This window comes from Salinisphaera shabanensis E1L3A (genome assembly GCF_000215955.2).
Lineage (GTDB): Bacteria > Pseudomonadota > Gammaproteobacteria > Nevskiales > Salinisphaeraceae > Salinisphaera > Salinisphaera shabanensis.
Window position 1 is genome coordinate 1 of record NZ_AFNV02000032.1, and the last position, 12,732, is coordinate 12,732.

Annotated in this window: 11 protein-coding genes; 9 read left to right on the top strand and 2 right to left on the bottom strand. The window is 60.4% G+C overall.

Features of this window, described 5'->3' with window-relative positions:
• Positions 1-9 precede the first annotated feature (9 nt).
• Both SSPSH_RS16415 and SSPSH_RS16420 read right to left on the bottom strand, forming a co-directional pair.
• Entirely contained in the window at positions 10-645 is a 636-nt protein-coding gene (locus SSPSH_RS16415) for a hypothetical protein (protein WP_006913012.1), read from the bottom strand.
• Between the two features lie 126 nt (positions 646-771).
• A complete protein-coding gene (locus SSPSH_RS16420) occupies positions 772-3,150 on the bottom strand; it encodes a penicillin-binding protein 1A (protein WP_006913013.1) in 2,379 nt (792 codons plus the stop codon).
• Positions 3,151-3,437: 287 nt separating this feature from the next.
• Here SSPSH_RS16420 and pilM point away from each other — a divergent pair, with 287 nt between their 5' ends.
• The 9 genes from pilM to aroB all read left to right on the top strand — a co-directional run bounded on the left by pilM (position 3,438) and on the right by aroB (position 12,490).
• On the top strand, positions 3,438-4,517 hold the full coding sequence (gene pilM, locus SSPSH_RS16425; RefSeq protein ID WP_040608492.1) for a type IV pilus assembly protein PilM: 1,080 nt from the start codon (positions 3,438-3,440) through the stop codon (positions 4,515-4,517).
• The gene (locus tag SSPSH_RS16430) at positions 4,514-5,128 is read left to right on the top strand and encodes a PilN domain-containing protein (RefSeq protein WP_006913015.1); all 615 of its coding nucleotides are present in this window, start codon (positions 4,514-4,516) and stop codon (positions 5,126-5,128) included. The genes pilM and SSPSH_RS16430 overlap by 4 nt, the downstream gene beginning before the upstream one ends.
• On the top strand, positions 5,125-5,766 hold the full coding sequence (locus SSPSH_RS16435) for a type IV pilus inner membrane component PilO (protein WP_006913016.1): 642 nt from the start codon (positions 5,125-5,127) through the stop codon (positions 5,764-5,766). The genes SSPSH_RS16430 and SSPSH_RS16435 overlap by 4 nt, the downstream gene beginning before the upstream one ends.
• Positions 5,763-6,275: a pilus assembly protein PilP gene (locus SSPSH_RS16440; protein WP_006913017.1), complete on the top strand. Its 513-nt coding sequence runs from the start codon at positions 5,763-5,765 to the stop codon at positions 6,273-6,275. The genes SSPSH_RS16435 and SSPSH_RS16440 overlap by 4 nt, the downstream gene beginning before the upstream one ends.
• Before the next feature lie 14 nt (positions 6,276-6,289).
• Positions 6,290-8,398 carry a type IV pilus secretin PilQ gene (locus tag SSPSH_RS16445; RefSeq protein ID WP_006913018.1) on the top strand — a complete coding sequence of 703 codons (2,109 nt, stop codon included), beginning with the start codon at positions 6,290-6,292 and terminating at the stop codon, positions 8,396-8,398.
• 59 nt (positions 8,399-8,457) lie between these two features.
• Positions 8,458-10,170: an Ig-like domain-containing protein gene (locus SSPSH_RS16450; RefSeq protein WP_006913019.1), complete on the top strand. Its 1,713-nt coding sequence runs from the start codon at positions 8,458-8,460 to the stop codon at positions 10,168-10,170.
• Positions 10,171-10,344: 174 nt separating this feature from the next.
• Positions 10,345-10,875 carry a shikimate kinase AroK gene (gene aroK, locus SSPSH_RS16455; protein WP_006913020.1) on the top strand — a complete coding sequence of 177 codons (531 nt, stop codon included), beginning with the start codon at positions 10,345-10,347 and terminating at the stop codon, positions 10,873-10,875.
• A complete protein-coding gene (locus SSPSH_RS16460; RefSeq protein ID WP_006913021.1) occupies positions 10,872-11,384 on the top strand; it encodes an RDD family protein in 513 nt (170 codons plus the stop codon). The genes aroK and SSPSH_RS16460 overlap by 4 nt, the downstream gene beginning before the upstream one ends.
• Entirely contained in the window at positions 11,381-12,490 is a 1,110-nt protein-coding gene (aroB, locus tag SSPSH_RS16465) for a 3-dehydroquinate synthase (RefSeq protein ID WP_021031910.1), read from the top strand. Before SSPSH_RS16460 ends, aroB begins: the two co-directional genes overlap by 4 nt.
• Positions 12,491-12,732 lie beyond the last annotated feature (242 nt).

Here is a 12,732-nt window from a genome sequence, read left to right on the forward strand (position 1 = left end):
CCGCGCGTGTCAGAGCCCTGCGAGGCGCTCACTCAGCTCTTCGTCCGCCATCAGGCGCTCGACCTGTGCTGCGCTTGCACGTGCCATGGGCTGCCCATCGACAAGACTGCGCGGCGCTTCACGGATTTCAGTCGCCCCGAACAGCGTCGCTTCGAAGCGATGGTCGCCGGCGACGAAACGAAACGCGGGGTAAAAACGATGCGCATCGCGGGCGACCTTGTAACGTCGCTCGACGATTTCGAAAGGAATACCCTGGCTTTGCAGGAAGAAGTCGAAGCTCTCCGAATGCTCGGCAAACACATGAAGCTGAATATCGGAGTTGTCATCGGCCAAGCCGGACAGCACGTCACCAACCAGGCGAGGCTTGAAATCGGCGAACAACGCCATCGCTTTGAGCGCGGCTTCGCGCATGGCGCGCAACTGGGCCGGCTGCTGGTCGCCCGCGAACAGGCGCTGATATTCGGCGAGCGCGGCTTCGATCTCGCTATTCTTGGGCAGAATGCTGTTGCGCACATCGATACCCAAATGCTGAGCCGCCTTCTGTTTCGCAATACGGAAATCACGAATGCCCTGCTCGGCCATGAGCCGAGCGGCCAGCTGCGCCATGTGCTGGCGCTGTGCTGCCTGTTTGCGCGCACTTGCCATGGCTCGAATCATCTCCTGAATATGCCGTACTGAATGCGTACCGAAAACCGGGCGTAAGAGGGCCGGGCTCGATCTGCGGCTCGATACAACCACCACCGTGCATGAGCTGCGGCGGTGGCTCAACGCTTAGAACAGCTGCTCGACCTCGTTTGAAGGCGCGTTCTTGCCCGAGCGGCGTGCCTCTTCAACCGAAGGGACATTTTCGGGGCGGAAATATTCGGTCATACCGCCCCCTTCAAGCGCACGCTGGCCGGAATCCGGGTCGATACTCACCGCCACCAGATCACCCGGGCGTGGCGGGATCGCTTCCGGCGTACCATCGAGCGCTACGCGCATGAAATCGATCCACATCGGCAAGGCCGCATGCCCACCGGTTTCGCTATGGCCCATCGGGGTCAGCTTGTCGAAGCCGACCCAGCTAATACCCACCAGATCGGCATTGAAGCCTACAAACCAGGCATCGATTTGGTCGTTGGTCGTACCCGTCTTGCCGGACAGATCATTACGTCCGAGCGTCATGGCCCGTCGGCCGGTACCGCGCTTGACCACGTCGCGCATCATGTCGCCGACCAGCCAGGCGTTGCTGGCATCGATCACACGTTCGGCCAAACGCGAGGCGTCGCGCTTGCTGCCGGTATTTTGCAGCGCAGGGCAATTTCTCGTACTGGCGCAAGCGACCTTGGGTTCTGCTTCGAATTCGACATCGCCGCGCCCGTCTTCGATTTTCGCAATGTAATACGGCTTGACCTGAAAGCCGTCATTGGCGAATACCGCATACGCCTGGGCCATCTGCAGCGGCGAAAACGACGCGCTGCCCAGCGCCATCGACAGGTTGCGCGGAATCTGGTCCTCCGGCAGGCCAAATTTGGCAATATGCTCTACTGCCGCGTTGATACCGATACTACGCAGCAGGCGAATCGACACCAGATTGCGCGAGTGCACCAGGCCTTCGCGCATACGCGTGGGCCCATAGATCCGCCCGCTATAGTTCCGTGGGCGCCAGGCGTCGCTGAGATCGGGACTGTCGTAGACCACCGGCGCGTCATTGATCAGCGATGCCGTGGTAAAACCATGTGCCAACGCCGCCGAATAGAGGAACGGCTTGAACGAAGAACCGGGCTGGCGCTGTGCCTGAACGGCACGATTGTATTTCGACAACGAGAAGTCGAAACCACCGGCCAGCGCTTCGATACCACCAGTATGCGGGTCCAGCGCGACCATCGCGCCCTGCACCTTCGGAATTTCGGCGAGCGTCCACGCTTTCGCCTCGTCCTTGCTGCCGGTATAGGCCAGCCGTACCACGTCGCCACGAGACACAAGCTTGCTCGCCGGATCATTGCCACCCAGCCACGACATTTGCTTGGCGTCGAGCGTGATCTCGCCGTAGCGCTCGGTCATCAACGTGGCGCTGCGGCGCGCCACATCGGTGACAACCGCCGGGATTAGCCCGCCGGCCACATTCATTTCTTCGAGCGCGTTCTTCAGCGCCTTGGCGTCGTCCAACGTCGCGCTGTCGAGCGTATCTTCCGGACCGTGCCATTCATGACGGCCGTCGTAGGCCAGCAAGGCCTTGCGCAACGCCCGATTGGCCGCCCGCTGGCGTTCCGCATCGAGCGTCGTCGTGACGTCGAAGCCGGACGTGTAAGCATCGTCACCAAAGCGCGCAACCATGTCCTGACGCACCATTTCGGCGACGTAATCGGCTTCGTAACGATCGTCGGCAACCCGGGCCGTCGCCGTAACCGGCGCCTCACGCGCGCTGTTATAGGTGTCGTCGTCGATCTCGCCGAGCGCGTGCATGCGCGACAACACATAGTTGCGCCGCTCTACCGCACGCTCGGGATTCGCCATCGGGTTATAGCGCGACGGCGCTTTCGGCAGCCCCGCGATCATCGCCATCTGCGCGATCGTGAGCTCCTTGAGCGGCTTGTGATAATAGACTTCGGAGGCCGCACCGACACCGTACGCACGATTACCCAGATAGATCTTGTTGAGATAGATCTCGAGAATCTGCTCCTTGGTGAGCTTGGATTCCAATCGCAGCGCGAGAATGATCTCCTTGATCTTGCGAACGTAGGTGCGATCGTTCGTAAGATAGAGGTTGCGCGCCAACTGCATGGTAATCGTGCTGCCGCCCTGGGTCTTTCGGCCCGTGGTGGCCAGCACATAGGCCGCGCGCGCGATACCTTGATAATCCACGCCCGGATGCTCGAAGAACCGATCGTCCTCCGCGGCCACAAAGGCCTGTACCAGCGGCTGCGGGATTTCGTCGTAGGTGCGCGGCAAACGCCGTTCCAGACCGAATTCGCCGATCAGCTTGCGATCGGCTGTATAGACCCGCAGCGGCTCGTTGAGTTCGGGGTCGCCGATATCGCCAGCACTGGGTAGCTGCGGCCCGAAATAGAGATAAACGCCGGCAACTACCAGAACCGCGAGGGTCGCGGCTGATAGCAAACCTGCAAGCAAAAACACCAGAATACGGGCGGCACGCGGCATCGCTTTCATCGAGAATGCGCGGCTCGCGGGCCGCGGGTCGGAAAAACTGCGGCCATGATACCGGGGCCTATTTTTTTTTGCCGGGGATGTTGCGGAATCCCTTTGCGCTGCCGATAACCATTAGACGCGCGGATTCAAACGCTTATAAAGGCAGTTCAGGATTGCCAAGCGCCGCGCCACGAGTATAGTTATACCCGGCATTTCGCGCCGCGGCTCCGTTAATGGGCCGGGGCTGGCGGACACGGGGGTGTTCCGCAGGCCTGGACCGCAGCGTAAGGCCGATCAGGGGGAGTCGGATGGGGCGATTCGAGCAAATCTTCAAGCCGAGGACACGGCCTTTTTTGGGTGTGGATATCAGCTCCACGCGCATCAAGGTGCTCGAGCTCGACGGCAAGCCGGGCGCCTACCGCGTGCTCAGCTATGCCAGTGAAGCCCTGCCTTCCGATGCTGTCGCCGACGATCAGGTGGTCAATCCTGAAGCCCTGGCGGCAACGATGACGCGCGCTCTGGAGCGCGCCGGCACACGCACACGCGATGCCGCAATCGCTGTTTCCGGGCCCACCGTGATCAGCAAGGTTATCGATATGCCCGCCGACCTGTCCGACGAGGACATGGAACAGCAGATCGGTTTCGACGCCGAGCAGTACATCCCGCACGCTATCGACGAGGTCAACCTCGACTTTCAGGTTCTCGAACGTGACCCGACCAATCCGGACGTCAATCGCGTTCTACTGGTCGCCTGCCGACGCGAGAACATCGAAACCCGTATCGGCGCGCTCGATATGGCGGGCGTCAAGGTCAAGATCGTGGACGTCGAGGAATATGCGCTACAGAACGCCTCGACGCTTCTCATCGAACAAACCCCCGCGCTGGCCAATGGTTCCAGCGTCGCCGTATTCGATGTCGGCGCTCACCAGACCCGGCTGAGCGTGCAGCACAACGGCCGCCACGTGTATTCGCGCGAACTGTCTTTCGGCGGGCATAGCCTGGCTACACGACTGATCGATCGACACGACCTGAGGGACACCGATCAACTGCGCGCGCAGCTACGCACGGGCGAACTCGACGGGGCGGCGATCGCCAGCGATATCTCCGACTTTGCCGAACGCCTGGCCGGCCAGATCGAGCGCGCCCTGCAATTCTATATTTCGGCCAGTTCGCGCGACGAAGCGGTCGAACAAGTCGTTTTGGTGGGCGGTGCGACGCTTTACCCGGGCCTAGAAGCGGCAATCACGCGGCATATGTCGCGGCCGTTCACGCTCGGTAATCCGCTGGCCGGAATGCTCGCGAGCAGCCGCGCGCGGCGCAACCACGTCGACCAGGAAGCTTCGGCATTGATGGTTGCAACCGGTCTGGCATTGAGGTCGATCCGATGAGCGCGCTGATTCGAATCAATCTTCTCGATTGGCGCGCTGCCGCCCGCGAGCGTCGGCGCAAGCAGTTTCTGGGCGCGCTGGTATTCGCCGCGCTGGCCAGCTTGGTGCTCGTGATCGTGCTACCGATGCTCTATTACAACCATCTCACCGAGATACAGGAATCGCGCAACCGTTATCTGGAAAACCAGATTGCGATTGCCGACCGGCAGCTCGTGGAAATACGCGCGCTGCAGAAAACGCGTGAAAGCCTGATCACGCGCATGCGCATCATCGAACAACTACAGCAGTCGCGCTCGGGCATCGTCCACTACTTCGACGAACTGGTCGACACCATTCCCAACGGGGTCTATCTCACGGCGCTCGCGCAAAAAGGCAACGCCACCAATCTAGACGGCGTGGCCGAATCGAACGCGCGCGTGTCCGATTACATGGTCAATCTCGACGGCTCCGAATGGTTCGCCGACCCACGCCTGATCGTGATCAAGTCGAGCGAAAACGGCCCCCAGCGCTTTGCTGACTTCACGCTTACGGTCCGTGGCGACAGTCCCTCAAAGAACACGAACGATGATGCCGCGGCCAATGCCGGCAACGCAGGGGCGCCGCGCTCATGAAGAGTTTAAGAGAGTACATCGAGGAACTGCGCAGCCTCGACCAGAACAACATCGGCAGCTGGCCAACCTGGGCCTACGGCTTCGCCATCATCCTGGTGTGTGCGGTCATCATCGCGATCGGCACCTGGTATTTCGTTCTGCCCAAGCAGGAAACACTGGAGCGTGTTTCGGCACGCGAGCCGGAACTCAAGCAGACCTTCGAGTCCAAGCAGCGGCTGGTCGCCAATATCGACGCCTACCGCACCCAGCTCGAAGCCATGGAATTGCAGTTCGGCGCCCTGCTCCAGCAGCTACCCAGCAAGACCGAAGTACCCAGCCTGCTCAACGATATCTCGCAAACGCGTATCGCCAGCGGTCTGGAAGAAGAGCTGTTCAAACCCCGTCCGGAAAACCCGCAGGACTTCTACGCAATTCTTCCGAACGACCTAATCGTGACCGGCACCTATCACGAACTCGGACACTTCGTATCCGGCGTCGCGGCGCTGTCGCGCATCGTCACGATCGAAAACATCAATATCGAGCCAATCGAGCAAGGCGATGAAAGCGGCGAGCTGCGCATGAGCATGACCGTGAATACGTATCGCTATCTCGAAGACGCCGGCGACACGACCCAGCCCGCCGGGAGCAAGGCCCAATGATGCCGTACAAGCGAGCGAGCGCTATCGCAGGGCTGTGTCTGGTGCTTGCGGGTTGCGGCGGCGACGACCGCGATCTGCAGAACTTCGTGGCCGAAGTGAAGCAGCGCCCGGCCGCGCCGATCGAGCCGATTCCGGAAATCGCCCCGTATACGCCCTATACCTACGAACCCGACGGGCGGCGCACACCGTTCACGCCTACCACGCCGCGGCGTGAAGTCAATCGCAATAACGGTCTCGCGCCCGACGCGGATCGGCCGCGCGAAGCGCTCGAAGCGTTCCCGCTCGATTCGCTCCGTCTGGTCGGAACGATTTCGAGCCGCGGTGTGACCTATGCCCTTATCCAAGCGCCCGACGGTGTCGTGCATCGCGTCACACGCGGCGCCCACCTCGGACAGAACTACGGTGAGATCGACGGCATTTCCGACAACGGCGTCCTTCTGACCGAAATCGTACCGGACGGCCTCGGCGGTTATATCCGTCGCCCGGCCACGATCGCCCCATCGCGGTGAAAGAGAAGCAGATTATGAGCAGACCGATTGCACGCATTTCCTCGCACACGCGCCGTGTATCCCGGCGCTGGCTGGTCCTTGCCCTGCTTTTCGCCGGCGCCACGACGTCCGCGCAGGCAGCAACAAACACGCTTACCGCCGTCGATGCAGCGGCGACGAGTACCAGCCAGGTGACGATTCGGCTCACCATGGCCGAAAGCGCGCCGATTCCATCGGTGTTCACCGTTAACGAACCGGCACGCCTGTCCATCGACCTTCCGGATACGGAACTGGACGTCCAAAAGCGCTATCAACGTATCGAAGAAGGCGCAGTCCAGGCCATCGCCCTGGCAGCGGGCGAAAATCGTACGCGCGTGGTGATCGAGCTCACCACCATGACCGACTACACGGTCAACCGCGACGGCAACACCATCCTTATTGGCATCGGCGGCGAAGCCGCACCCCAAGTCACTCGTGCGTCGGTACGGCCGCAAACCGCCCCGCAGCCGATCACCGAGCGCGACTACCAGACCCAGGCCGCCTCCATTCGTGGTCCTCAGGTACGCGATATCGATTTCCGTCGAGGCGAAGACGGCGCCGGCCGTATCGAAATCGCGCTCGACGGGGTGAATGGCGCGGTCGATGTCAGTGAACGCGGCGGCCAAGTGATTGCAAACATGCCGGGCGTCACCCTACCCAACGCTCTCGAGCGGCGCCTGGATGTGCTCGATTTTGCCACCCCAGTGAAAACCATCGACGCCATGTCACGCGACGGTGGCACCCGCATTGTCATCACCCCGGTCTCGGGTGCGGATTTCGAACAAATTGCTTACCAGACCGGCGACCGCTTCTATATCGAGTTGCAGCCCCTGAACGCGAGCGAACAGGCCGAACGTGAAGCAGAGGAACCGCAGTACACCGGCCAGCGTATTTCCCTATCGTTCCAGAACATCGATGTCCGCGCCGTACTGCAGATCGTGGCCGATGTCGCCGACGTGAATATGGTCGTATCCGATAGCGTCAGCGGCAACATCGCGCTGCGCCTGGAAGACGTGCCGTGGGATCAGGCGCTGGACATCATCCTTCAGTCCAAAGGCCTGGGCATGCGCCGCGAGAACAACGTCATCACGGTCGCCCCGTTAGCCGAGATCGCCGCGCGCGAGCAAGCCGAACTGGCGGCTCAGCAGGCCACCACCAATCTCGCGCCCCTGCGCTCTGAGATCATCCAGATCAACTACGCCCGGGCCGGCGAACTGGCTGCGCTGCTGCGCAGCACGACCGGTGAGCTGTCGCTATTGTCCGAACGCGGCCAGGTCACGGTGGACGAACGCACCAACAGCCTGCTGATCAACGAAACCCGCGACAAGCTCGAAGAGATTCGCAGCGTCATCAACCGCCTGGACATCCCGGTTCGTCAGGTGCTCATCGAGTCGCGCATCGTGGTGGCCAATCGCGAGTTCTCTCGCAATCTCGGTGTGTCGTCATCAGCAACCGATAACGCAGCATTCGAATCTCCAACCGATGGTAATTACCTGGCCGATACCGGGTACACCGTCAACCTCCCGGTGACCAATCCGGCCGGTACGATTACGACCAGCATTGTCGGCGATACGTTCAATCTAGATCTCGCACTATCGGCCCTCGAATCTGAAAATCGTGGCGAGATCATATCCGCGCCGCGAGTTATTACCGGCAATGCCAAGGAAGCGAAGATCGAACAGGGTGTGGAGATTCCCTATCTAGAAGCCGCGTCCAGCGGCGCGGCCACCGTGGAATTCAAGGAAGCGGTACTCGGGTTGACGGTCACACCGCAAATCACGCCAGACGAACGCGTAATCATGGATCTCTTCGTCACGCAAGATACCCAGGGTGATACGATCAGCGTGCAAGGTGGCGGCAGCGTACCCTCCATTAATACCCGAAGCCTGAGCACTCAGGTCTTGGTGGATAACGGTGACACCGTTGTGCTGGGTGGTATCTACGAACAGGAAAATCGGGACGTCGCAGATCGAATACCGCTACTCTCAGAAATCCCGCTCGTTGGCAGCCTTTTCCGACGCACTCAGCGTCAGCGGGACAAGCGAGAACTACTGTTGTTCGTCACGCCCAAAATTCTCAGGGACCAACTCAAGCTTGATAACTAGTCCTGTCTTTATCGACTAAATTAATTACAGAAACGTTCTTAAATATTCGAGGGGAAGAAATGCCGGGGAAAACAATCTATCAGCTGCTAACAATTACGGTGCTAGCCACCGCACTCGGCGCCTGCGGCGGCTCCACCTCCGGTGGCGACGACGATAACGGCGGCGGCTCTTCAGGCGGCGGTAGTGGCGGCGGCACCAACAACCCAAGCACCCCCGACTCGAATACCCAGATCGGCTCTATCGATAGCAATGGTCAGTTCCAAGAGGGCCGGATCGGAGTGACCGACACCACGCTTCAAGCCGGGCAGAGTTCGAGCCTGACGGTTCGCCTGCGAAGCCCTAACGGGAGTAGCCTCGGCGACACCGTGCAAGTCTTCTTCTCCTCGCCGTGTTCATCAACCGGCCAAGCCGATATCGCGCCCGCCGTCGCCGAGAGTCAAGGTGGCATCGCCACCACCACATATACGGCACTGGGCTGCGTCGGAACAGATACAGTTACAGCGCGTACGAGTGTCGAAGACACCACGCTGACAGCCACAGCAGATATAGAGACCGAAGCGGCACAATTCGGCGCCATCGAGTTCGATTCCGTTTCTCAACCACTGATCGGTTTAAGAGGCACCGGGGCGCTTCCCGAGCAGTCAACGGTCACCTTCAGAGTAACGAACAGCACCGGATCGCCGCTTCCGAATCAAACCGTTAACTTCTCGCTGAATACGACGGTGGGCGGGCTGAGCTTAAGCAACACATCGACAAGCACCGATAACCAAGGCGTCGCCACAACGACGGTCACCTCCGGCACGGTTGCCACATCTGTACGTGTTACAGCGTCAACCACCAGTGCTTCGGGCCAGCAGCAGAGCGCACAGTCTAGCGAGCTGGCGGTCACGACCGGCCTGCCTGACAACGACAGCTTCTCGTTGAGCGCGACGACGCTCAATGTCGAAGGCCAGGAGTTCGATGGAGTAACGAGCGAAATCACGATCCGCGCGGCCGATCGATTCAACAACCCGGTGCCCGACAACACCGCAATCACTTTCAGAACCGAAGGCGGCTCTATTCCCGGCAGCTGTACTACACAGGGCGGCGCCTGTACCGTCACATTCACGACTCAGAGCCCCCGCCCGGCGGACGGCCGCGCCACGATTCTTGCGACCGCGATCGGTGAAGAGTCGTTTTCTGATACCGCACCATCCAACGGCCGTTTCGATGAAGGTGAATTCGATATAGCGAACGACTTGCCGGAAGCGTTCGTGGATTACGACGAAGACGGCGTTCGCGATAGCAACGAGCCTTACATCGACTTCAATAATAACAGTAGCTACGACTTGGGCGACGGTGAGTTCACCGGCCTGCGATGCCAACAAAGCACGAGCGCGGCCGATGAGCTCGCCTGCGACACCGATTCAATCAACGTGCGGGATCAGGTCGTTATCGTCTTCAGTGCGAGTACGCAGATCATTCAGTTTGATCCCTCTACCATTAATCTCGACAACGGCAACGTCGTAGTAAATGTCGAGATAACGGGTCAGAACGGACAAATCCCGCCTGCCGAAACGGGTATCTCGGCATCGACAACGCTTGGATCAATCGTTGGTCCGTCGAGTTATACTGTACGCAGCACCTCGGCTCGTGGCCCGTATGTTGTATCGTTCGAGATCGAGCCGGAAGACAACATAAGCAGTTCGCAGACCGGTCGGCTCAATATTACCGTCACGACGCCACGCGATGTCATAAGCCGGGATTTTGCACCAATATCGCAAAACCCCTGATCTGGACACGCGGCGCGCGTTGGCGCGCCGCTCCATGTCTGTATCGACGCATTGTTCTGCCTTACGGCGAGCCAACTGCGGTAAACTGCTTGCTAGATGAGCCCGGTTGATTCGTTAGCCTCCACGCGGAGTGCGGCAACTGACCCTCGTTATCCGAAAGCGAATTAAGATTACATGGCAGCTAATCCAAACATCTATCTCGTCGGCCCGATGGGCGCCGGCAAAACGACGATCGGTCGGCGTATTGCCGAAATCAAGGGTATGACCTTCGTGGATTCGGACCACGAGGTGGAGAAGCGTACCGGCGTCGATATCTCTTTCATCTTCGACATGGAAGGTGAAGAAGGTTTTCGCAAGCGTGAACGCGAGATGATCGCGGAACTATCGGAACAGCCGAACACGGTCATGGCCACCGGCGGCGGCGCTGTTCTGGATGAGTCGACACGTGATCTGCTTTCGGCACGCGGCGTCGTGGTCTATCTCGAGACTTCGCTCGAACAACAGCTGGCGCGAACGCGCAAGGCGAGCAATCGGCCGCTGCTCGAAGACAGCAACGACGTCGAAAAGACGCTCGCTCAGCTCATGGAAGAGCGCGATCCGCTCTACCGCTCCATCGCGGATGTGGTTGTTGCGACCGGCGACCAACAGGCGCGTCGGCTCGCTCGCGAGATCGTCGAGCAGCTTGAGGCGATCGGCACGGCGTGACGGCCCCGGCCGCTAACGGTCCTGTTTATGCCGGCTTCTGGATTCGGGTTCTTGCATCGCTGATCGACTCGATCCTGATTGCCATCGTCGCCGCGCCGTTGATGCACCTGATCTATGGGCCCGCTTTTTTTGCGGCCGACGCCCCCTTGATTATGGGCCCGGCCCATGTGCTGTTCGTTTATGTGCTGCCGGCGATCGCTATCGTCCTTTTCTGGATATATCGGAAAGCCACACCCGGCAAAATGATGATCGGGGCGCGGGTAGTCGATGCACGTACCGGCGGCCATCCCACAACGCGCCAGTTCGTCATTCGCTACCTTGGTTATTTTCTTTCGTCGTTCGTGTTCGGCCTCGGCCTGATCTGGGTGGGTTTCGATCGACACAAGCAGGGCTGGCACGACAAACTCGCAGATACGGTCGTCGTTCGACGCCAAGCTGACCAGATGCCCACCTTGAACAACCAGCCGGGCGATACCCACGTCGACCAAAAGGAGCGCTGTCAGGCATGAGCGTTGCACTCGAGAATACGACCCGGGCCGATCTGCGCGTCGAGCTGGGCGAGCGTAGTTACGACATCGTTATCGCGGGCGGCCTGATTGACCAGCCCGATGCCTACAACGGCGCAATTCGCGACAAACGCGTATTGATCGTGACCAACGAAACCGTCGCCCCGCTTTATGCAGCAGGCGTCAACAAGGCGCTCTCTGCAACGCACGATGTCGACACGCTTACCTTGCCCGACGGCGAGCAGTACAAGACATTGGCCACGCTCGACACAATCTACGACCGCTTGCTCGAGAACGGCTATGGGCGCGATGCGACGATTGTTGCGCTCGGCGGCGGCGTGATCGGGGATATCGCCGGGTTCGCCGCTGCGAGCTACCAGCGCGGCATCGATTTCGTTCAGCTGCCGACCACCCTGCTCGCCCAGGTCGACTCTTCAGTCGGCGGTAAGACAGGGGTCAACCATCGGCTCGGCAAAAACATGATCGGGGCGTTTCATCAGCCGACGCGTGTGCTGGCCGACGTCGGCGTACTCGACAGTCTGCCCGCGCGTGAATTCGCCGCCGGCATGGCCGAGGTCATCAAGTACGGCTTGATCCGCGACCGGCCTTTCCTGGACTGGCTGGACGCCAATCTGGCGGCGATCAACAATCGTGAGCCGGAGGTGCTGATCGAGGTCATCCGCCGCTCCTGTGCCAACAAGGCCGAAGTCGTCGCTGCCGACGAACGCGAAGCCGGCCAACGCGCGCTGCTTAACCTCGGCCATACCTATGGCCATGCCCTCGAAGCCGAATTGGGTTACGGCGAATGGCTGCACGGCGAAGCAGTCGCGGCCGGCATGTGCATGGCAGCCGATACCGCGCGCCGGCTCGGCTGGCTCGATGAGCGCCAGTGCGAACACATCGAACGCATCATCTCGGCCGCTCACCTGCCTGTCGCGCCGCCGCGCGAACTCGAGTGTGCCCGCATCCGATCGCTCATGGCGCGCGATAAAAAGGTTGCCGCCGGTACGCTGCGGCTCGTGTTGATGCGTGATATCGGTGAGGCCGTGGTCACGCGCGACTACGGCGACGCGCTCGATGCAACCTTGAAACGGTATTTCGCAAAATAACCGAGCCAGACGGCGTTTTCGCCGGCGTCGACGCGACGGCCGATTGATTGCTTATCGACCGCCTTTTATACTTTTGATCAACGTGGGCTTGCTGCCGGCGCCCGCACCGGGCCGCCGCATCACAGCGGCCCGTTGCGCCGTATAGTGTGACCATCCAGGCGGCAAAGGCCGCGGCACATGATTTCCGATACGGCATTCGGCATCCGGGAATTGCCCTCGATCGCGCCGAATCTGACCCGAGG